This window comes from Methylobacterium sp. NFXW15 (assembly GCF_049887755.1).
GTDB lineage: Bacteria > Pseudomonadota > Alphaproteobacteria > Rhizobiales > Beijerinckiaceae > Methylobacterium.
In genome coordinates this window covers 15,453-33,234 of sequence record NZ_JAGEKG010000017.1, presented here as the reverse complement: position 1 = coordinate 33,234, position 17,782 = coordinate 15,453, and the positions used below count along the sequence as shown (strand labels likewise).

The 17,782-nt window shown below is 65.2% G+C and carries 27 protein-coding genes and 1 tRNA gene; 14 read left to right on the top strand and 14 right to left on the bottom strand.

Annotated elements, in window-relative coordinates:
- Positions 1 to 66 precede the first annotated feature (66 nt).
- Positions 67 to 672 carry an exopolysaccharide biosynthesis protein gene (locus tag J4O73_RS23410; protein WP_426221314.1) on the bottom strand — a complete coding sequence of 202 codons (606 nt, stop codon included), beginning with the start codon at positions 670 to 672 and terminating at the stop codon, positions 67 to 69.
- Between the two features lie 260 nt (positions 673 to 932).
- Here J4O73_RS23410 and bcsS point away from each other — a divergent pair, with 260 nt between their 5' ends.
- On the top strand, positions 933 to 1,634 hold the full coding sequence (gene bcsS, locus J4O73_RS23405; RefSeq protein WP_426221312.1) for a cellulose biosynthesis protein BcsS: 702 nt from the start codon (positions 933 to 935) through the stop codon (positions 1,632 to 1,634).
- Here bcsS and J4O73_RS23400 read toward each other — a convergent pair.
- Complete coding sequence (locus J4O73_RS23400) at positions 1,601 to 3,235, bottom strand: cryptochrome/photolyase family protein (protein ID WP_426221310.1); 1,635 nt, start codon at positions 3,233 to 3,235, stop codon at positions 1,601 to 1,603. The genes bcsS and J4O73_RS23400 overlap by 34 nt on opposite strands.
- A gap of 98 nt (positions 3,236 to 3,333) precedes the next feature.
- On the opposite strand from J4O73_RS23400, the gene J4O73_RS23395 reads away from it, so the two are divergent.
- The 3 genes from J4O73_RS23395 (at position 3,334) to J4O73_RS23385 (ending at position 4,702) form a co-directional block, all read left to right on the top strand.
- Positions 3,334 to 4,200: a formyltransferase family protein gene (locus tag J4O73_RS23395; RefSeq protein ID WP_426221309.1), complete on the top strand. Its 867-nt coding sequence runs from the start codon at positions 3,334 to 3,336 to the stop codon at positions 4,198 to 4,200.
- Between the two features lie 171 nt (positions 4,201 to 4,371).
- Entirely contained in the window at positions 4,372 to 4,557 is a 186-nt protein-coding gene (locus J4O73_RS23390; protein WP_426221308.1) for a hypothetical protein, read from the top strand.
- A 70-nt stretch (positions 4,558 to 4,627) separates the two neighbouring features.
- A tRNA-Gly gene (locus J4O73_RS23385) sits at positions 4,628 to 4,702 on the top strand.
- A gap of 67 nt (positions 4,703 to 4,769) precedes the next feature.
- Here the strand turns inward: J4O73_RS23385 and J4O73_RS23380 are convergent.
- The 5 genes from J4O73_RS23380 to J4O73_RS23360 all read right to left on the bottom strand — a co-directional run bounded on the left by J4O73_RS23380 (position 4,770) and on the right by J4O73_RS23360 (position 7,230).
- Positions 4,770 to 6,002: an integrase gene (locus J4O73_RS23380; RefSeq protein WP_426221306.1), complete on the bottom strand. Its 1,233-nt coding sequence runs from the start codon at positions 6,000 to 6,002 to the stop codon at positions 4,770 to 4,772.
- Complete coding sequence (locus tag J4O73_RS23375) at positions 5,992 to 6,192, bottom strand: hypothetical protein (RefSeq protein WP_426221304.1); 201 nt, start codon at positions 6,190 to 6,192, stop codon at positions 5,992 to 5,994. The genes J4O73_RS23380 and J4O73_RS23375 overlap by 11 nt, the downstream gene beginning before the upstream one ends.
- 103 nt (positions 6,193 to 6,295) lie before the next feature.
- Positions 6,296 to 6,535, bottom strand: coding sequence for a hypothetical protein (locus tag J4O73_RS23370; protein ID WP_426221302.1), 240 nt, complete (start codon positions 6,533 to 6,535; stop codon positions 6,296 to 6,298).
- Positions 6,536 to 6,544: 9 nt separating this feature from the next.
- Complete coding sequence (locus J4O73_RS23365) at positions 6,545 to 6,940, bottom strand: hypothetical protein (protein ID WP_426221300.1); 396 nt, start codon at positions 6,938 to 6,940, stop codon at positions 6,545 to 6,547.
- Entirely contained in the window at positions 6,937 to 7,230 is a 294-nt protein-coding gene (locus J4O73_RS23360) for a hypothetical protein (protein WP_426221298.1), read from the bottom strand. Before J4O73_RS23360 ends, J4O73_RS23365 begins: the two co-directional genes overlap by 4 nt.
- A 189-nt stretch (positions 7,231 to 7,419) precedes the next feature.
- Here J4O73_RS23360 and J4O73_RS23355 point away from each other — a divergent pair, with 189 nt between their 5' ends.
- Positions 7,420 to 8,088, top strand: a complete 669-nt coding sequence (locus tag J4O73_RS23355; protein WP_426221296.1) for a hypothetical protein — start codon at positions 7,420 to 7,422, stop codon at positions 8,086 to 8,088.
- Between the two features lie 368 nt (positions 8,089 to 8,456).
- On the opposite strand, the gene J4O73_RS23350 is transcribed toward J4O73_RS23355, so the two are convergent.
- Entirely contained in the window at positions 8,457 to 8,774 is a 318-nt protein-coding gene (locus tag J4O73_RS23350) for a helix-turn-helix domain-containing protein (RefSeq protein WP_426221294.1), read from the bottom strand.
- Between the two features lie 85 nt (positions 8,775 to 8,859).
- Between J4O73_RS23350 and J4O73_RS23345 the strand changes: the two genes are divergently transcribed.
- Positions 8,860 to 9,114 (top strand): hypothetical protein, encoded by a 255-nt coding sequence (locus J4O73_RS23345; protein ID WP_426221293.1) that lies wholly within the window; start codon positions 8,860 to 8,862, stop codon positions 9,112 to 9,114.
- An 11-nt stretch (positions 9,115 to 9,125) separates the two neighbouring features.
- Here J4O73_RS23345 and J4O73_RS23340 read toward each other — a convergent pair whose 3' ends face one another.
- On the bottom strand, positions 9,126 to 9,353 hold the full coding sequence (locus tag J4O73_RS23340) for a hypothetical protein (RefSeq protein WP_426221291.1): 228 nt from the start codon (positions 9,351 to 9,353) through the stop codon (positions 9,126 to 9,128).
- A gap of 55 nt (positions 9,354 to 9,408) precedes the next feature.
- Here J4O73_RS23340 and J4O73_RS23335 point away from each other — a divergent pair, with 55 nt between their 5' ends.
- Genes J4O73_RS23335 through J4O73_RS23305 form a run of 7 tightly spaced genes read left to right on the top strand, consistent with a single transcriptional unit; the run spans position 9,409 to position 12,703 of the window.
- Entirely contained in the window at positions 9,409 to 10,095 is a 687-nt protein-coding gene (locus J4O73_RS23335; protein WP_426221289.1) for a hypothetical protein, read from the top strand.
- A complete protein-coding gene (locus tag J4O73_RS23330; RefSeq protein WP_426221288.1) occupies positions 10,092 to 10,223 on the top strand; it encodes a hypothetical protein in 132 nt (43 codons plus the stop codon). Before J4O73_RS23335 ends, J4O73_RS23330 begins: the two co-directional genes overlap by 4 nt.
- A 45-nt stretch (positions 10,224 to 10,268) precedes the next feature.
- A complete protein-coding gene (locus J4O73_RS23325; RefSeq protein ID WP_426221287.1) occupies positions 10,269 to 11,474 on the top strand; it encodes a DUF7146 domain-containing protein in 1,206 nt (401 codons plus the stop codon).
- A 41-nt stretch (positions 11,475 to 11,515) separates the two neighbouring features.
- A complete protein-coding gene (locus J4O73_RS23320) occupies positions 11,516 to 11,695 on the top strand; it encodes a hypothetical protein (RefSeq protein ID WP_426221286.1) in 180 nt (59 codons plus the stop codon).
- Positions 11,692 to 12,138, top strand: a complete 447-nt coding sequence (locus tag J4O73_RS23315) for a hypothetical protein (protein ID WP_426221284.1) — start codon at positions 11,692 to 11,694, stop codon at positions 12,136 to 12,138. The genes J4O73_RS23320 and J4O73_RS23315 overlap by 4 nt, the downstream gene beginning before the upstream one ends.
- Positions 12,135 to 12,572, top strand: a complete 438-nt coding sequence (locus J4O73_RS23310; protein WP_426221283.1) for a gene transfer agent family protein — start codon at positions 12,135 to 12,137, stop codon at positions 12,570 to 12,572. The genes J4O73_RS23315 and J4O73_RS23310 overlap by 4 nt, the downstream gene beginning before the upstream one ends.
- Positions 12,569 to 12,703 (top strand): hypothetical protein, encoded by a 135-nt coding sequence (locus J4O73_RS23305; RefSeq protein WP_426221281.1) that lies wholly within the window; start codon positions 12,569 to 12,571, stop codon positions 12,701 to 12,703. The genes J4O73_RS23310 and J4O73_RS23305 overlap by 4 nt, the downstream gene beginning before the upstream one ends.
- A gap of 17 nt (positions 12,704 to 12,720) precedes the next feature.
- On the opposite strand, the gene J4O73_RS23300 is transcribed toward J4O73_RS23305, so the two are convergent.
- From J4O73_RS23300 to J4O73_RS23280, 5 genes are all read right to left on the bottom strand, one after another.
- Entirely contained in the window at positions 12,721 to 13,365 is a 645-nt protein-coding gene (locus J4O73_RS23300) for an MAE_28990/MAE_18760 family HEPN-like nuclease (RefSeq protein WP_426221279.1), read from the bottom strand.
- Entirely contained in the window at positions 13,362 to 14,471 is a 1,110-nt protein-coding gene (locus tag J4O73_RS23295; RefSeq protein WP_426221277.1) for a DUF262 domain-containing protein, read from the bottom strand. Before J4O73_RS23295 ends, J4O73_RS23300 begins: the two co-directional genes overlap by 4 nt.
- Positions 14,472 to 14,554: 83 nt before the next feature.
- Positions 14,555 to 14,983 carry a DUF2442 domain-containing protein gene (locus J4O73_RS23290; protein WP_426221275.1) on the bottom strand — a complete coding sequence of 143 codons (429 nt, stop codon included), beginning with the start codon at positions 14,981 to 14,983 and terminating at the stop codon, positions 14,555 to 14,557.
- Positions 14,984 to 14,987: 4 nt separating this feature from the next.
- Positions 14,988 to 15,215 (bottom strand): DUF4160 domain-containing protein, encoded by a 228-nt coding sequence (locus J4O73_RS23285; RefSeq protein ID WP_426221273.1) that lies wholly within the window; start codon positions 15,213 to 15,215, stop codon positions 14,988 to 14,990.
- Between the two features lie 104 nt (positions 15,216 to 15,319).
- A complete protein-coding gene (locus tag J4O73_RS23280; protein ID WP_426221271.1) occupies positions 15,320 to 15,541 on the bottom strand; it encodes a hypothetical protein in 222 nt (73 codons plus the stop codon).
- Between the two features lie 90 nt (positions 15,542 to 15,631).
- Here J4O73_RS23280 and J4O73_RS23275 point away from each other — a divergent pair, with 90 nt between their 5' ends.
- Complete coding sequence (locus J4O73_RS23275; RefSeq protein ID WP_426221270.1) at positions 15,632 to 17,782, top strand: hypothetical protein; 2,151 nt, start codon at positions 15,632 to 15,634, stop codon at positions 17,780 to 17,782.

Sequence of the window (17,782 nt, the reverse complement as noted above, 5' to 3'; positions counted from 1 at the left end):
CGTGGCCGCATATCGGGTACACCCGACATGCGGGCGCTTCTGGACCGACCAGATCCGCTACCGCCTCTAGTAGAGGTGCAGCAACCCGGCGACACCGGAAACGACGGCGTAGGCGAATCCCGCGTTGATCGCCACGCCGAACAATCCGATGCCGAGGCCGGCTAGAACGACGATTCCATCGCGCTCCACGAGGCCGAGCCCGACGAGACAGACGGCGAGCCCCAGCGGGATCTGCCCGATGAGCGGGGCCGCCACGATGAGCGCCAGAGCGAGCGCGAGAAGCGCAACGCCCATGCCGCGCATGCCGATGGCGGTTTCGAACACACTGAGGCGCGGGCGCGACCAGCGCTCAAGCTGCCGTAGGACCGGCACGGCCCGCTTCACCGCGCGCTGCACGTCCGATTGCTTGATCGATTGCCCGAGCAGGCGCCGCGGGAGCCACGGTGCCGACATGCCGACCGCAATCTGAATCGCGACGAGCAGCAGCAGCAGGCCGCAGACGAGCGGAATCGGCGGCGGCATCGGCAGGCAATTCGGCAGGCCGAGAAGCACGACCAGAAGGGCGAACGCCCGGTCGCGCAGAACCGCCACGATATCCGCAACCGTAAGACGCTCGCCCTCTTGGCTCGCGAGCACGGTGAGGACGTCCGAGGTGCGTGCACCGTAAGACAAGTCTCGCCCAACCTTCTCTGACTTGCGGGCGGCTCTATCCGAGAACGCCGCCCTCGCCAAGCCACGCGGTGTCCCCAAGCTTTTTGCAACAGCCGATTCGGACCTCACGTCGATCGCACCCGCGTGTTGCGACACCTGAAGTCTATTTCTGCTGTCCTGTCGTTGTGTCGGGTCCGCTTGCAACTTTTCCTATCCATTACTGCGTGGGACTCCATCCCTTACGGATCAGGCCGACGGCAGCGACTCTGAGCGCGATGAGGATGCCATCGACCGGTCTCGTCTGGCTTGCGGCGTTCGCGCTCTTCGCATCCGCGATCGCACGCGCCGCTGCGGCCGACCTCGACATCCTTCTCTTCGGCAGTCTCGATGGCGGAGCCGAGAGCTTCGCCACGGTCGGCGCGAAGGCCGGGTTCAGCTCATTCGACGATAGCGGGTTCGTAGCCCTGTGGAGTGTCGGGGGCGGCATGCGGCACGAGCGGATGTTCTGCGGTTGTGGCAGTCGGGCGACCTTCACGCGCCTGTCGCAGACCGTGTCCGAGCTGTTCGGCTACCAGTGGATCATCCCCGAAGGGGCCATCGCAGTCTATGCCGGATCCGAGACCGACCTCGACGCACTCGTCGGCGTCGCGGCCGTGCTGCGCACCGGCTGGCGGCTTCAGGGCGAGACTTGGCTTCGCCCGACTGAAGACAGCCTCTTCCAAACCACTGTCATTGCAGGAACGGCGCGCAACAGCCTCTGGATGCGCGCGGCCTGGGGCTACAAACTCGCGGGCGCATACCTTGGCCCGGAAGGCAGTGCCTCCCTCAATGAAACCGGCTACCGGAAGGTGAGCTTCGGCGTGCATGCCACGGACGTCGCGGTGGCCGAAATCCGCCTGCGCGTTGCGGCAGGGCTGCAATGGGAAACCCATCGCGCTGGGCCTCGCCCCTATCTAGGTTTGGCCGCTTGGTCGCCCCTGTGATCGGTCGTGAGTGAGGCGAGGAAGCGAGCGGCGTCCGCCTGTATCTCCTTGCGCCGAGCCTCGTCCATCTTGCTCAGTGTCCGGTAAGGCATGGCCATCCGTTGATTGTCGGCGAGGCGGTCCTCGTTCTCGATCAGGAAGTTCCAGTAGAGATAATTGAAGGGACAGGCCTTCGGACCGTTCTTGATCTTCACATCGTAAGAACAACCGCGGCAGTAATCCGACATCCGGTCGATATAGGCGCCCGAGGCCGCGTAGGGCTTCGAGCCCATGACACCGCCATCCGCCCAAAGCACCATGCCGTGCACGTTGGGGAGTTCCACCCACTCATAGGCGTCGGCGAAGACGACGAGATACCATTCCTCCACCTGCGCAGGATCGAGTCCGGCGATAAGGGCGAAGTTGCCGGTCACCATCAGCCGCTGGATATGGTGGGCATAGGCGTGAGCGCGGGTCTGGTCCACGACCTGCCGGATGCAATGAAGCTCGGTCTCGCCCGACCAATAGAACCACGGGAGCGGACGACCAGCATCGAGGGCATTGGTCTCCCGGTACTCGGGCATCCGAGCCCAGTAGAGCCCCCGGACATACTCGCGCCAGCCTAGGATCTGCCGGATGAACCCCTCCGCGCAATGCAGCGGCACCGCTCCCTCGCGATGGGCGCGTTCGGCTGCCCGGCACACCTCCTCGGCCGTCAGAAGACCCGCGTTGAGCGCCGGAGAAATGAGGGCGTGGTAGAGAAAGGGCTCGTCGCCCTTCATCGCGTCTTGATAATCGCCGAAGGTCGGAAGGCATTCCTCGATGAAGTGGCGCAGGGAGGCGAGGGCGTCCCTGCGCGTCACCGGCCATTGGAAGGCAGCCAGATCGCCGAAATGGTCGGGGAATTCCCGCTCAACCAGGGAGATGGCCTCGCGTGTCACCGAATCCGGCTGGAAGCCGATCCGGTCTGGGAGGCGGTGGCCCTTGGGCAGCTTCTTCCGGTTCTCGGCGTCGAAGTTCCAGCGTCCGCCAAGTGGTTCGCCCTTCTCCATCAGGAGACCGGTCCGCTTGCGCATTCCCCGGTAGAAGGTTTCCATCCGCAGATGATGACGGCCCTCGGCCCATTTCGCGAAATCCTCGCGGGGGCAGAGGAAGCGGTTGTCCGGCCGTATCTCGACTGGCACCGGCAGGGTGTCCCGCCAATCCTGCATCATCTGCCAGACGCGCCACTCCCCCGGCTCCGTCACCACCACACGGGAGACGGCATGGCGGGTGAGGGCGCGTTCGAGTTCCCCCGTGAAGCTGCCGGTGTTGCCCTCGTCGGTCAGGCGGATGTAGTCGACCTCGGCGCCTTCCTGCTTCAACTCTTCCGCGAAATGCCGCATGGCCGCGAACAGAAAGGCAATCTTCTGCTTGTGATGGCGGACGTAAGTCGCTTCATCTCGCACCTCGACGAGGAGGACCACGTCCGCATCGGTGTCGAGGTCGGTCAGGCTGGAGACGCGCCGGTTGAGCTGGTCGCCCAGGATGAGGCGCAGGGCCCTGTCGTGGCTCGCCTTCTTGCGGGTTGGTCGGCTCGCCACAGATCCTCTCCCGCTCGCTGCGCCGGTAAGGCGCCGCATGAGATCCCAAAGGGGTCGCGCTCAAACTAAAGCGGGCCTATGACCGCGGGTACCGGGCATACCCGGTCGTCCCGGCACCACGACGTCGCAGGCCTCCCATGAAATTTGCCTTCGCCGGCATCGACTTCCTCGGCGGCGTGTTCGAGGCGCTGATCGAGGCGGGCTGGACACCGGTGAAGCTGTTCACCCGTGCCTGCGACGGCATCTACGATCACAACGAGGTCGTCGTCGCCCGCGCCCGCGCGGCGCGGATCCCGATCCAGTTGTCGAAGATCCACCCAGGCGACATCGACGCGCTGAACGCCGTGCACGGGCGAGATTGGGCTCTGGTGGTGGCAGGCTATCCCTGGCTGGTGCGCGGCTGGCGCGGCAAGGCGAATTACGCCTTGAATTTCCATCCCTCGCCGTTGCCCACGGGGCGCGGACCCTATCCGCTATTCCGAGCCGTGCTCGACGGCTATGAGACCTGGGGTGTGACGGCCCACGTGCTGGCCGAAACCGGTTTCGACACGGGCGACATCATCGCCCAGGAAATCTTCCCCCTGCGGCCGGGGGAAACCCACGAAACGCTTTTGGCCAAGTGCCAGATGTCCGCGCGTCGTCTGGCCGCCGGGCCGCTGGCCCGTGACCTCGCCCATCGCTGGAAGCGCGCCGAGCCACAGGGTGATGGCTCTTACTGGGCGCGAGCCACCGATGCCGACCGTACCCTCGACTTTCGGCAGGACGTCGCGGCGATCCTTCGCCGCGTGCGCGCCTTCGGCACCGTCGAGACGATCGCGCGGCTCGGCGACGTCCGGGGTTTCATCTCGCAGGCCGACGGCTGGACCGAGACGCATAACCACGTTCCCGGCACCATCGTGCACCGTCACCGACGCCACCTCGTCGTGGCGGCGCGTGACGGCTACGTGCAGATTCTCCGCTGGTCGCCCGCCTCCTTGATCGAGGCGGCGCAGATCGGCCGCTGAGGCGATGCCGTATTCTCCCGCAAAGGGCCGGATACGAAGCCGCCTTCCGTTTTTCCCCGGCCTTCCCTAGAGGTTCTGGAAAGAAGCTCGGCGAACCTGGGCTGGCTTGTTCGTGATGTCACGCGCTGTGGTTCGCTCCGTCCGGGTGTACCGCGAGGGGGAGCGCACGCCATGGCGCAAAAGCCCGACGAACGGTCCGTCGCGGCCGAGACGGTCATCGTTGCCGGCATGGCGATCATCGTCGGCGCCTGCCTGTTCGAATGGTTGGTGATTTCGCCTGATCACCCCGGACACGCGCTGCTGCGCGTGCTGGCGGCAAGCCTCGTGGCGACGATCGCGATGGCCATTTTTACGTGAGGCGCTCGCCACGCAAGCGCGGCAGGGGCGTTGACTCGGACCTCTCGAATGGTCCAGAAACTCCCCCGACGCGGGCGTAGTTCAGTGGTAGAACGTCAGCTTCCCAAGCTGAATGTCGTCGGTTCGATCCCGATCGCCCGCTCCAACTAACCCGCTGAAGCGTCAGCTGTTCTGACAGTCTACCGCTGATCTCGCGTCCCCCATCGCGTCCCTTATGGCTGTTCCGCGCCCGTTCCGGCCTTGCGGTGCGCGGCCCGCATCGTCGCGACCGCGCGCGATTTTCCGACTGCGCCGCGTGAGTAGCGCAGGGTGGTGGCGAGCTGGGCATGGGCGGCTGACGAGCCGATCGCGTCGAGATCGGCGCCCGCATCCTCGGCTTCCGTGATGGCGCCGGCCCGCGCATCCATGTTCCACACCGTGTCCGGCACGCCAGCCGCCCGCGCCACGATCCGCCATTCTCGACCGTAGGCCGATTCTGCGTAGGGGCGCCCGGCCAGCTCGTCGATGATCACCGGCCCGACGCGCCGATCCGAGGGAACTCGCGCGAGCAGCGGTAAGACCAGCGGCGACAGTTTGAGGTCATGTGCGGCATAGGCGCCCGTCTTGGTCGTGGCCTTGCGTAGAATGAGATCGGCGGAGAGGTCCGCCCAGGTCAGCCCGTTCACCCAGCGTCGACCGTTGAGAACGATGCCAGTGGACGCAGCCCCCTCGGGGATCGGCTCCCATTCGCCGATCACGTCCTTCTGGCGCAGGACCGCCTCGAACTGGATCGCAGTGCCCAGCGCCAGCGAGAGACGATTCACCTCCAGCGCCTTGGCGACGAAGGCCTCGACATGGGCCAATTCCATCGAGACGCGGCGGCGCGCCGGTTGCTTGAAGCGGGCTCGTGCCAGGATGTCGTAGAGCCGCGCGCACTCCGGAAGCTCGGCCATGATGCCGAACGCGAACAGCTCACGCAGCTTCTTGATGATGCCGTAGGCGCGCCGCACGCGTTCCGGGCCACCCGGCATCTTGGGTTTCCTGGCGGCCTCATACCAGCGGTAGAAGTCGTCGATCCGAAGCGCCGCGAGAGAGCGTGAGCCGAAGGCGGCCTCGATCAGCTTGAGCGTGTAGGTATCCTTGGCCTGGGTGTTGTGCTTGAGCCGCTTGAACGGGCTTGCCTCGTCGGTCTGGTAGCGGCGCGACAGTCCGAGGATCGTGCCGTCGAAGCGGGCATCCGGCTGGCCGCGATGGGCCGACCATTGAAGCATCTCGGCCTGCAGACGAAGACAGGCGGCCTCAATGAGGACGCGGCCTGCCGGATCATCGAGGCTGTAGGGCAGGCGCACGGTTGGCGGGCGATAGCCCGCTTTGACGAGATCGCTGCGGGCGCACCAATAGAGACGTCGGCTCCCGTCGCGATTCGGCTTCGATTTTAAGCCGGGGGCTGTGAGATCAGAGGGCATTGAGGTTCTCCACGCCGTCGATGGCGGATGCCTCGACCGCGGAAAGACCGTAGCGCCTGCGCCAGAAGGCATCGACCGCCGGCCAGTACCGGCCGCCCATCACGGGGTCGATCTTTGGGAGCCCCGCCCTTTCCAGAACGATCGCCTTGGCCGACCACTCGGACGGGCTTTGGCTGAGGCGGCGTGCCACCTCCGCCTCACACGGGAATAGACCCTGCCGCCGATACACATCGCGACGCGCAGGCCGCGACGGGATGGTAGCGACTCCATCACTCCGATCGGGGACGCGCGAACTACGGGGCATCGTCGCCTCTATCGACCTTCGCGACCTGCTGAAGCAGCGAGACTTCGCCATCGAGCAGCCAAAGGCCGTCGCATGCAACAGGATCGTGCGGGCCGCCGCCGGGCTGGCTCCATGTCCAGTCCGCCCAATCCTGTCGCCACGGGTTCGGGCGCGTGCCGCTGGCCTCGTTGCGGTAACAGTCGCGTCGTGCCGGGCAATTCTCGCTCGGGCACATGCTGATGGCAGGCATCGCGCGGCCTCACTCCGGCCGCTTGCCCGCCGGCCGCAGGATTTCGGCCTGCAGGTACGGCCGGCGGGCCAGGATCTCGGCGGGATCGCGCCAGGACCGGCGGCCCGCGCGCTCGCGGCGATCCTCCTCGCGGAAGATGGCCGCGCAGCGATTCAGCAGGCGCCAGACCTTCAGGGCCGTCGCCGTCCGGCGGTCGTGGCGTAGGGCCATGAAGAGATCGTAGAGTTCAGCCCCACGCTTCGCCCGGCGGTTGTTGAACACCATCCGGCAAGGCGGGCCGCAGAACTCGGCCTCCCGCACGCCGCTGCCGAAGGGCTGGCCGCATTCCAGGCAGGTGCGCCGAAATGGTGTCGCGGACGGCGTCGCCGGACGCAGGCCGGCCAGCGCAGAAGGCCCGGCGTTCATGGCTCCACACTCCCGCGATGCCGGATCGCGCGGGCCTGCCGCACGAGTTCGTCGCCCGCCGACCGCCTCCGGCGGGGTGCCAGGACGACGGGAGTACCCGACTGCGCGAGCACCATCGCCCTGTCGCGATAGGCCTCGATCTCGGCGAGGGTGAACCCTGCGGCGCGGGCTTCCTCGACCGTCAAACCCTCGCCCGGTCCATCGCCACGGCCCCGCATCAGCGCGGCGAGATCGCGAATCCGACTGTCCCGCCCGGTCATCGTGGGCTCGGCAGGCTCGGTGACGTCCATCGCGCGCTCCTTTCGGTGTGCCGTGATAGTCCACTAATCGTAGACATATCAAGCTTAAAAACCACATATTGTGGACGCAGCTCGTGGATACGGCTCGATCTGACTGCCGTTGGCACAGCCGGGATTGCCCTGGGCCTTTCTTCCCAGGCGGATGACACGATGATCGGCGGCGGAGGCAGCTGATTCGACATGGTTCGCTGCGATCCGTGCCGCGTTGGAAATTCTACAGCAGCTTGCCGCCTGCCGATGCCACAACTTCAGATCATCTCCGGTGCTGCCGGGAAGGGGAGCGCGACTTATGAGGAGGGCGTCCTCAGCCTGCCGAACGGCGACGTCTGGTATGCGGAGCAATTCGCCGACGTGGCGGTGCTCAGCGGCGTTGACGAGAAGGAGCATTGGAGCGGCCGTCTCGTCGGGGGTCTCCGGGGCGGACTTTCCATGGCGTCGGCCCTAGACCTTTCGCCGACGCTGAGCCTGGCTGCCTCACTGGTCGGCGCGGGAGCCGAAAGCTTGGCGGCGGACCCCAAATCCCGCGCTGTGATTGAGATCACAGCGCAGGATCGGAGGACGGTGGTGGCGATCGCTGCCCCAGGCCTCGCCGCGCTCATGATTCATGATCGTGCGGTCTGTCTCTCCGCACGTGGCCAGGCGCTGGAGATCCCGGCAATCGAGGCCGCCGGGTCGGATCCCGCACGCGGCCTCCCGGGCACCTTCACCGACGTTGCGGCCTCTGCGACCGCGACGGCCTCTCTTCTTGCGGGACGGACGGGACAGGCCCTGTCTGGTCTTTGGCCCTTCGCCGCTAAAGAGATTCGCGATGATGAAGAAAAAGCACCGGATCCTGTCATTCGGGGCTGAACGAAGGCTTTAGTTCAGCATACGCTTCGATGGCGCGGGCGTGGACGTGTCGGCTCGCGTCCTTAATGGAGTTGCGTCATGCCGAATAAGAGGCCGAATACAACCGCAGATTCACAAAGTCAAAAATTACTCGCAATACAATTGGTGTCACAACTTCCGAGGGACCGAAGCCAGGCCTTAGCGGTCATCGACCATGCGCGATGGCTGATCGAAAATTTTCTTGCCGAGGGGCGATCTCCCGCCATGGATGCGAAGACAGGATTGACAGTCATCTGCTCGGGTCTCGATCCAACCGCCTCTCGGACATCGAGGCAAGGATGATGAGGCAGGGCGAGTAGGAGGCCACGGCGTACTGTGACGATGCCGCGTCAGGCGGCCTCGTTGGCGGCGCGGTCCCTTTCCCTTCGCGACAGCACAGCCTGAGCGAAGTCGTAGGCCGTGCCGCCGAGATCACCGTGATAGAGCCAGTTGAAATCCAGCTTGGCCGCCGTGAACGCGGTGATCACTCGAATGGCCATGGCCGGCTTCATCAGCCGACGGCCCGCTTCGTAATTCTCAAGTTGCGTCTTCGAGAACCCCACCGCCTCGTAGAACTGTCGAGGCGACAGCTCCAGCGCCTCGCGGGTCTCGCGCAGTCGGCGCCCGATCGCCTCCTGGCTCTCCGGGGGGATTCGTTCCTCGCTCATGGGCCGAGAATGCGATCGTCCACAATCCGTGGCTAGAAACTTATCGTGGACTTGACATGACCACATAACGTGGACAAATGGCGTCATGTCCCAGGCCGGCGAACTCCTCGCGACGACTGATGCGGTCATCGATTTCCTCGGTGGCAACGGCCCGGTCGGTGTACTTGTCTGCGCCAAGCCCAAGGCGGTCTCGAACTGGCGGAATGCCGCCCGAGGGCGATTTCCCGCCGAGACGTTTCTCGCGCTCCAGCGCGCTCTCGCCGCGCGGGGCCGAACGGCCCCACCCGGCCTTTGGGGAATGATCGGCCATGACGCGTCCGCCCAGTCGGTCGCATCATGACGCCATCTGCCTCAGTGCGGCGTGCCGCCTGCGCGACTCTGCGCATAGGTCTTACGGCGATCACCAAGCTCCTGCGCCAGCCGGTCGGCCTGCGCCGCGTCGAGGTCCAGCGTCGCCAGCGGGGCGTCGTCCCGCCCCAGAAGCACGATCCGGCACCGCCCGTCCGGGCCGAGCTGAAGCTGGAACCCTGTGGTGAGCGGCGCTCCGGTCGTGGTGACGAGTGGATCGTGGGGCTTCATCGTCCGTCCTCGTATGCGCCCGACATCGTTGCGGCCCCCTCGGCGGAGCCGCGCGATGCATGAGCCTCTGACCTGGCTCGCGGATGCCACGCTGCCTGTCCTCGGCGACGCCGTCGAGGGGGCGAAAGCCCGGATCGAAGCTGGCCTGCAGGCCGTGTCGGATCTGGGCTCTTCGGTGGCGAGCCAAGCGGCTGATGCCTGGGAGCGCATCGAGCCGTCTTCCTTCGATCTGTCGTGGCTGTCGTCCCTTTCGTCTCTGTCCTGGCCGTTCGGGTCCGACCCCGTCGCGGCCCTGTCGTCGTGTCCACCCCTCGCTGAACCTGCCGCTTCGGCCATGTCCGTGGCTGCCGCGCCCTCCGCAGAATGGGGGAGCACGGTGGGAAAATCTGGTCTGACCTGGGATCTGTTCTTCTCGAACACGGGCCACGATTGGTCCGGCGAGATCGATATGAGCGGGCTCGTGCGGTTTCTGCGCGGACGCTACCCGGACAAGACGGCGGCGAATGTCTCCGCCGACACGCGCTTGCCGGCCGACACGGTGAAGAAATGGCTCGGCCTCGTCGCGGCGCCGAACGGTCGCGCGATGCTGGTGCTCGCCTGCGTCTATGGCCCGGAAGTGCTCGTGGCGGTGCTGCGTCGACCGCCGGGCTGGCTCGTCCAGTCCGCGCGCATGGCCGAGCAGGTCCGGCTTGAAGCCGAACTGGCCGAACTGACGGCGAAACTCGCCAGGGTCAGGCCATGACGGGCGCGGTGCGCCTCGCCTGCGCGCTGGGCGGCCACCTGCTGCGCAAGGTCGCGACGCTCTGCGCCGCCGCCTGCCGCCTCGTCCTGTTCCTGGCCCGCGCCTGCGAGCGCCGCGCCGCGCCGTAACCGCCCCGGGCCGCGTGCCCGTCCCATCCCCCGATCGAGGCCGCCATGGCGTCATCGTCCTTTGCCGAGTGGGTCGCGCAAGCCCGCGCGGTGCCGATCACGGCGCCGCTGGAGCGGGTCCATGCGCCGCTGAAGCGGACCTCCGGCGAGCTCGTCGGGCCATGCCCGGTCTGCGGTGGGCGCGACCGGTTCGCGGTGAGCCTGCGCAAGGGCGTGTTCAACTGCCGGGGCTCGGGCGAAGGCGGCGACGTGATCGCGTTGACCCGCTATCTCGAGGCCTGCGATTTTCTCGTGGCCTGCGAGATCCTGACAGGGCGGAAGCCACCCGGCCGTGATGCGGGCGAGAGCGCCGAGGCGCGGGCAGCCCGTTTAAACGCCCTGGCCAAGCGCGAGGCCCTTCGCGCTCGGCAATCGGAACAGGACAGGCGCACCGAGGAACGGTTCCGCGAGCGCGAGCGCAAGCGGTGCTGGGAGATCTGGCGGGCCGGGCGGCCGCTGCCCGGCACCGAAGCCGAAGCCTATCTCGCTTTGCGCGGCCTCCTGGCACCGCCCCAGGCGCCCCTGCGCTTCCTGCCCGATCATCCGCTCTACGCCCACGGGGGCTTCGACGAGCCCATTGTCCATCGGGGCCCGGCGCTGATCGCGGCGATTGTCGGGCCGTCCGGCCGGTTCGCCGGCCTTCACGCCACCTGGATCGATCTCGATGACGCCGACGGGAAGGTCCGCGTCGCCGACCCGGAGACCGGCGAGTGGGTGACGGCTCGCAAGGTTCGGGGCTCGGCCGGCGGCGGTCATATTCCCCTGGTGGACGTGCCCCGTCCGACCGATCTCGTGATCGGCGAGGGCAACGAGACCGTCTTGTCGGTCTGGCGGGCGCACAGCGCCCTCGGGTGGGATCGCCTCGCCGGTGCCGCTTACTGGGCGGCCTACAGCCTCGACAATATCGGCGGCCCCGCGGTGGGCAGCGTGGCGCATCCGACCGAGCGCGTCGTGGATAAGCGCGGCCACGCGCGGCCGCGGCGGGTGAAGGGACCGGTCCCGGACCTGTCCCGCCCCGGCCTCGTGATCCCGCCGAGCGTGGAGCGGGTCTGGCTTCTCGGCGACGGCGACAGCGACCGTTTCACGACGGAGACGGCGTTGCGGCGCGGAGCCGCCCGCGCTCGCGCCGCCCGGCCGGACCGCGAGGTCTTCGTGGCCTGGGCGCCGGAGCATCAGGATTTCAACGACGTTCTGCGCGCGGTCGCCGCGTGAGCGCCCCCGATTGTCCGTCCCAACAGGTTTGCCTTGGCTCCATGGCCGACGACACCGAAAACCCGTTCGCGCGCATTGTCCGCATGATCGCGGCGGCCGAGCCGGTCCCGCGCGAGACGGCCGAGGTGGAGGACGAGGACGGCTGGAACGGTGATCCGCTGGCCCCGAAGGCGCTGTTCCTCGACCTCACCACCACCATCGCGAAGGATGCGGCCCCATGAGTTCCCCCGATCTCCTCGCCGGCAACCGCTTCCGGGTGCTGCGCTCGGCCGGCGGTTCGCCGGAGACCTTCACCTTCCTCTGCATCGCGCAGACGAAGACGCTGACGCAGACGAACACCTTCGAGGATGCGACGGTGCCCGATTGCGACACGCCGCTGGCGATCCCGCACCGTAAGAGCATCCTGACCTCGCGCGGCTGGAGCGGCCGATTGGCGGGCGTGGCCGATGCCAAGCGGTTTCAGGACCTCCAGGCCGATGCGAATGCGGAGACGCCGCACCGCTACCAGTTCCTGATCGACAAGACGGCCGCGCAGGGCGGCGGCTCCTATACCGGTGCGGTGTTCTTCGAGAGCCTGGAGCTGACGAGCCAGAACAACGGCCTCGTGAACTTCACGGCGCAGTTCCGGGGTGACGACGCCCTCGTCTGGGCGGCGGCGGCATGACCGACGTTGTCACCGGCCGCACGGTGGTCGACGCTGACTTCGCCGGCCAGCCCCGCCGCTTTCAACTGCGCCTCGGCGAGATCGGCGAACTGGAGCGCCTGACGGGATCGGGCATTGGCGCGATCCTCCTGCGGATCGCGAGCCACCAGTTCTCGGTGCGGGATGTGTGGGACACGATCCGCCTCGGCCTCGAAGGCGGCGGCACCCCGGCCGTGGAGGCGAGCGCCCTGGTTCTGCGCTACCGCGACGAGCCGCTGGTCGACTTCCTGCCGCTCGCCGGTTCCATAGTGGCGGCGGCGGTGAACGGCGTGCCGAAAGCGCCGCCGGGAAAACCGGCGACGGAGGGGAGGGCGCCCACCGCCCCGGCGACCTCTCCGTCTTCTACGCCGCCGGGGCCGCCGCCGGATGGTCCCCCGAGCAGGTCGACCGCATGACGCTCCCCTCCTTCCACGCCGCCCTCGACGGATTCGTGAGGGCGCATGGGGGCGGGGAGGCGGGGCCGGATGTCAGTGCGGAGGAGTTTGCGCGGGTGTTGGCCGAGGAGATGGCGGTGGGGCGGGCTTAACTTAATATTTTCGCAAATTAGGACCGATACGATTTGGTAAATATATTATTTTCGATTAAGTCTCCAAATGTTCGCATCAAGTCTATCGTTTTTTCAGTAATATTGTCAAGATCTTCAGCCTGTATATATGTTTCTTCGCCATGAGCAATCGCGTTTCTTCTTTTCAGCAACAAAATATCAATGAAGTCAGACTCATCGTGAAAATACTTCGAATCGACGCCGCAGACCAAACATATGTCACAGACTACGAAAGAATTAAGATTGGACTGCGTGTTAATTAAATCATCGTTGACTTTTCCAAATCTTTCATCGCCGGAATTTAATATTTGATCAACTAAATTACATCGATCGACAATACTCGTATTAGAGCGCGACAGGGCAGCGAGACGCGGCATAAAGTAATTTCGAAGAAACTGTCGATCTAATTCCGCAAATCTCAAACGTCTTAGTGCAATGTGCTCAAAATATTTGCGGGCTGCAAATCTTACCGAACCCTCCCAGTGAGCATAGCATAGAGTCACAACAGCTCTAAGTAGCACGGTCCTCAAATTAATATCGGCTCTCCGTGTCGCCGATTTCAAATCAGATATTTCTCGAATACGCCAAGCGCGGTCCTCAGCTATCTGATTTGACAATTCATCTTCAGTATAAGGTTTGCTCATGGGCAAAACCACTTCTCGCCAAACGGCACTGTGCGGGTCAATCGCACAGTGCCGCGAAGTCCAGGAGATGTGAAACCCGCCGACTCTTGCTGTGCCCAGAAAGCTTGCGAACGATCTCGAACATATGACTTTGGATCCGCAAGGTTTAATATATTGTCGATATTCTTGGCTACACCAACTGCAATACCTTCGAGCCCTACTAGTCCGACTTTCTGTACATAGCGGCCGCCTTCGAAGCGACGTAGCGCATTCTCGCCAACTGCAGCAAACAAAAGATCAAATGTCCTGATAAACACACTTCGAGCATCAGGAATATTATTGAGACGGCAAAGTTTTACGGTCCCGTCATCGATGTACTCTTCTACATCGAGCTTGCCATCATATGACGTAAAACAGTGTATTAGGAATCGCGTTGCAAACTCCATATGTTTCTGTCTATCTTTTTGATCATCAGTAAATCCGGTTATCTGTCGGAACGATTCAGTCTCGGCAAGTGACTTAACCATACGAAAATATTCTTTATTCACCATCAGCATAACGCAGTTGCGTAGCTCTTGCGCATTGGCAATAGTTCCTCCAGCATTGAGTCTTTGAAAAAGATCGAATTTTGTTTGTTCGTCACTCGGCCTCTTGAGTATTTCAACTCCTATCCGCGCGCGACGTATCGCAAGCTGGTTGATTTTTCCGACTTCTATTTGATTATCTACGTCAACATCTTCTATTTTTTCAGACTTCTCCCATACACAGTTATGCAGCGACGGGAGATATTTAGTCGATTCGAGAATCGATGGCCGTTCCTTCATGCCCTCAGGGGTTCTCAATTTTCCCATAAATTCGAGGAGAGTAGATAGCCGTTGAAGTCCGTCAACCAATTCCCATTTTGCATCTTCTTTTTCGAAGACAAAAATAGGAGGTAGAGGAATACCAAGAAGTATAGATTCTATAAGTCTCGATTTCTGACTATTACCCCATCTAAATAACCTCTGAAATTCCGGATCGATAATTATCTCCCCGTCATCATACAGGCTTACGATTTCCCCGATTGACATTTGATATGCATCTGTCCGCACCAACCTTTTTGCGTTTTCGATTTCGTCTGTTAGCATCTCTTGATATCCTTTTTATAAAAAGTTTGACCTACGATACAAAAGTTCAATATATCTTTCTAATTCTACTTGTGAGTCGTATGTTATGCCGCTGCCGCGTGATCCAACCCAATGGCCGCCAGCCGCACGGTCTTCGGCAGCAGATGCGTCCCCCCCTCGTAATACCGCCACATCCGCGCCGACACGCCGAGCGCTGCCGCTGCCTCGGCCTGGCTCATCTTCGGTGAGCGCCCGAGGCGCCACGCCTTGAGCCACGCGGCGCCCTGCTCCAGCGCAAGGCGCCAAAGCGTGTCGGTCGAAATCTCCATGTCGTCGGTCCAATGGGCGTTCCAGCCCCATTCGCCGACCGACACCACGCCGAAGGCGGCGGGATCGTCCCGCAGCGGGGCGAACACCGTGTAGGCGTCGAGATGGGCGCCGACATCCACCGGCGTCTCCGTCCCGTTCTTCCACGTCACGATGAGGGTGCGGCCCGAAGCCGGCCGGATCGCCTTGATGCTTTGCGCGTCCACGGTCTCAGCTCCTCCGGTTCAACCGGTCCCACTCGGCTTGCAACAGGTCGCGGTTCGCCTGGGCCCATTCTAGCGCGTCACCACCGCGACGTGCATCGCCGACCTGAACCTCCATCGTCGCAATCACCACCAAGGCGCGCCAGCCGCGTCCCTCGATGTGAAAATGCGGCGGATGGTGGTCGTCGGCATAGATGGCGATCTTGCACGTGCTGAAACGCTGGATCGTCGCCATCGCCAGCCCCCGTCGGCAGGCCACTCATAGGCAATGATTGCCTCTCCGTCAACAGGAAAGCGGCAACAGTTGCCTATTCGCACGTGCGCATCCGGCGATTGCGCTCAGCCGTCGCCGACCTTCGGCCGCCGGCGTGTCAGCGCCGCGTAGAGCGCGGGCGGCAGCGCCTCGCGGGCCGGGCGCATCTGGGCGATCTGCTCGTCGGTGAGCTCCGGATTGTCCGGGTCCTGGGCAATGGCCGCCTGAAGCGCGGCCTCCTCCTGGTCGCTCAAGAGCGGGATCGCTGCGATCCCCGCCCGTACCGTCTTCGAAGACGTCTCCGTCACCGCCGCCCCCGTGTGTGTCCGCGACGGGACCAGTCTTCCATGCCCCACGTCGTCCTGTGAACCCTCCCACCCGAAGCCGATCCCGACCCGATGGCCGAACCCCTCGTCATCCAGTTCGCCGCCGACACGTCCCGCGCGCAAACCGCCATGGCGAATCTCGCGGCGCAGATCGTCGGCAACATGACCCAGATCGGGGTGGCGATGGCGGGCGGCGCCGCCAACACCAACGGCTTCGGCGCGGCGCTGGAGGGCATGAAGGCCAATGCGGCCCGGGCCGTGACCGCTGTGAGTGCCGACGTGAAGGCCATTGCGGGGGCCACGAGCGCCGCCGTGGCGGCCGAGAGCGCGACGCTGCAGAGCGTGGCGACAGCGTTCACGGCGGCGGCCGTGACCTCGAACACGGCCACGGCGAGCGCGCGGGCGGGGGTGGCCGCCACCACGACGGCGCTCGGCTCGGTGGCGACGCAACTGCCCGTGCTGGGGCAATTCGCGGTGGCGCTCGGCGTGGCGGGCGGGGCCTACCTCACCCTCTCGGCGGCCGTGTCGGCGGCCAATGCGCAGATCGCCAAGTTCACCGCGCTGAGCGTCGAGGCCGAACGGACCGGCTTCGGCATCGGTCTCCTGCAACGCTTTCAGGAGGCGGCGAAGGCCTCCGGCCTCGCGGTCGAGGAGATCGACCGGGCGCTGCGCCACGCCTCGCAGGCGACGATACCGAAATTCGAGCAGGACAATCCCGTCCGCAAGCAGCTCATCGACCTCTTTCAGAGCGGCTATACCGGCGACTTCCAGTCCAAGGGGCTCGCGGATTACCTCGGGGCCAGGGACGCGGAGACGCGCCTGCGCGCGGTCATCACCGCCATGCAGGAGTTGCGCGATCTCGGCCTGTCGCTCGCGGCCATCGATCTGGCCGAAAAGGTCTTCGGTGCCGACACGGCCGAGCGCATCCGCTCCGGCCGCCTCGACATCGACGCCATCGCCGAAGCCCTCGACCGGAAACGGGACGATCTGATCACGCAAGCGCAGGTCGACCGGGCGGTCGATTTCCGGGACCGCTTGGACGCGGCCTACGAGACCATCGCGAAGGTGCTCGAAACCTCCCTTGCGGTGACGGAGGCGGGCTTCGCGATCGACCGCGCCTGGCTCGCCATCGTCGAGACGACGGCCAAGGCCGCGGTCAATGCCGGCCATTTCCTCGACGCGATGCTGAAGGCCGCCCGCGCCGGGGACACGCAATCGCCGCTCGCGCCGCGTCAGCGCCTGCCGGGCGAGGGCAGCCTCGGCGCCGATCTCGGCGAGATTGCCGGCCAGTCGGCACGCGGCCGCACCCTCTACGACGCCCCCATCGGCCCGGAGCGTCCGGCGACATTGATCGCCGACCCGCCCGAGCCGCCGCGTCGGCCGCTGAGCTTCTTCACCGAGACTCCCCATGCCCGGCCGTCGCATCCCCGGGGCGAGGGCGCCGACCCGTCCGATCCACTGGAGACCTTCGTCCATGGGCTGGAGAGATCCGCAGCCGCCGCCAAGGCCGAGGCGGAGGCCTTCGGCCGCAGCAACGCTGAGAAGGCCGTCGCGGTGCAGCTCGCCAGAGCGCAGGAGATCGCCAGCCAGAACGGCCGCGCCCTCACCGAGGCGGAAACCCAGGCCGTGATCCGGGCGGCGAGCGCCGTGTCGCAATACCGGGACACGCTCGCCGATCTCGAACAGCAACAGCGGCAAAGCGCGGACACGGCGCGGTATTTCGGGAGCACGCTGGCGAACAGCTTCGCGGATGCCATCGTGAACGGCCGCTCCTTCTCGGACATCCTACGGGGCCTGCAGGCGCAGATCGCCCGGGCCGCGTTGCAGGCGACCTTCACCGGCCAGGGGCCGCTCGCCGGCCTGCTCGGCACCGCGCCGGCGGCGAGCGCCGGGCCGGATGCCGTGGGCGGCCTCGCCGGCCTCGCCAAGACGGCCGCGAGCTCGATCGGCTCGTTCTTCGCCGCCAATGGCGGCCCGGTCGAAGCGGGCCGCGCCTACACGGTGGGCGAGATGGGCCGGGAATTGTTCGTGCCGAACGAGAACGGGCAGGTCGTGCCCCTCTTGCGCGGCGTCCCGGCCGCGCCCGCCCCGCGCGAGGGGCCGCGTCCCCTGACGGTTCAGATGTCGGTGACGACGCCGGACGCGCCATCCTTCCTGCGCTCGGAAGCGCAGGTGACGGCGGCCCTCGCCCGCGCCGTGCAGCGCGGGTCGCGGGGACTCTGA

Coding starts and splice junctions, on each gene's coding strand:
- J4O73_RS23355 (WP_426221296.1), top strand. CDS start 7,420: ATGGTTCGCTGCGATCCGTGCCGCGTTGGAAATTCTACAGCAGCTTGC.
- J4O73_RS23285 (WP_426221273.1), bottom strand. CDS start 15,215: ATGGCGACGATCCAGCGTTTCAGCACGTGCAAGATCGCCATCTATGCC.
- J4O73_RS23390 (WP_426221308.1), top strand. CDS start 4,372: ATGGCGCAAAAGCCCGACGAACGGTCCGTCGCGGCCGAGACGGTCATC.
- J4O73_RS23395 (WP_426221309.1), top strand. CDS start 3,334: ATGAAATTTGCCTTCGCCGGCATCGACTTCCTCGGCGGCGTGTTCGAG.
- J4O73_RS23320 (WP_426221286.1), top strand. CDS start 11,516: ATGGCCGACGACACCGAAAACCCGTTCGCGCGCATTGTCCGCATGATC.
- J4O73_RS23360 (WP_426221298.1), bottom strand. CDS start 7,230: ATGGACGTCACCGAGCCTGCCGAGCCCACGATGACCGGGCGGGACAGT.
- bcsS (WP_426221312.1), top strand. CDS start 933: ATGCCATCGACCGGTCTCGTCTGGCTTGCGGCGTTCGCGCTCTTCGCA.
- J4O73_RS23400 (WP_426221310.1), bottom strand. CDS start 3,235: ATGCGGCGCCTTACCGGCGCAGCGAGCGGGAGAGGATCTGTGGCGAGC.
- J4O73_RS23300 (WP_426221279.1), bottom strand. CDS start 13,365: ATGAGCAAACCTTATACTGAAGATGAATTGTCAAATCAGATAGCTGAG.
- J4O73_RS23325 (WP_426221287.1), top strand. CDS start 10,269: ATGGCGTCATCGTCCTTTGCCGAGTGGGTCGCGCAAGCCCGCGCGGTG.
- J4O73_RS23380 (WP_426221306.1), bottom strand. CDS start 6,002: ATGCCCTCTGATCTCACAGCCCCCGGCTTAAAATCGAAGCCGAATCGC.
- J4O73_RS23335 (WP_426221289.1), top strand. CDS start 9,409: ATGCATGAGCCTCTGACCTGGCTCGCGGATGCCACGCTGCCTGTCCTC.
- J4O73_RS23345 (WP_426221293.1), top strand. CDS start 8,860: ATGTCCCAGGCCGGCGAACTCCTCGCGACGACTGATGCGGTCATCGAT.
- J4O73_RS23310 (WP_426221283.1), top strand. CDS start 12,135: ATGACCGACGTTGTCACCGGCCGCACGGTGGTCGACGCTGACTTCGCC.
- J4O73_RS23295 (WP_426221277.1), bottom strand. CDS start 14,471: ATGCTAACAGACGAAATCGAAAACGCAAAAAGGTTGGTGCGGACAGAT.
- J4O73_RS23365 (WP_426221300.1), bottom strand. CDS start 6,940: ATGAACGCCGGGCCTTCTGCGCTGGCCGGCCTGCGTCCGGCGACGCCG.
- J4O73_RS23370 (WP_426221302.1), bottom strand. CDS start 6,535: ATGCCTGCCATCAGCATGTGCCCGAGCGAGAATTGCCCGGCACGACGC.
- J4O73_RS23305 (WP_426221281.1), top strand. CDS start 12,569: ATGACGCTCCCCTCCTTCCACGCCGCCCTCGACGGATTCGTGAGGGCG.
- J4O73_RS23340 (WP_426221291.1), bottom strand. CDS start 9,353: ATGAAGCCCCACGATCCACTCGTCACCACGACCGGAGCGCCGCTCACC.
- J4O73_RS23315 (WP_426221284.1), top strand. CDS start 11,692: ATGAGTTCCCCCGATCTCCTCGCCGGCAACCGCTTCCGGGTGCTGCGC.
- J4O73_RS23350 (WP_426221294.1), bottom strand. CDS start 8,774: ATGAGCGAGGAACGAATCCCCCCGGAGAGCCAGGAGGCGATCGGGCGC.
- J4O73_RS23330 (WP_426221288.1), top strand. CDS start 10,092: ATGACGGGCGCGGTGCGCCTCGCCTGCGCGCTGGGCGGCCACCTGCTG.
- J4O73_RS23275 (WP_426221270.1), top strand. CDS start 15,632: ATGGCCGAACCCCTCGTCATCCAGTTCGCCGCCGACACGTCCCGCGCG.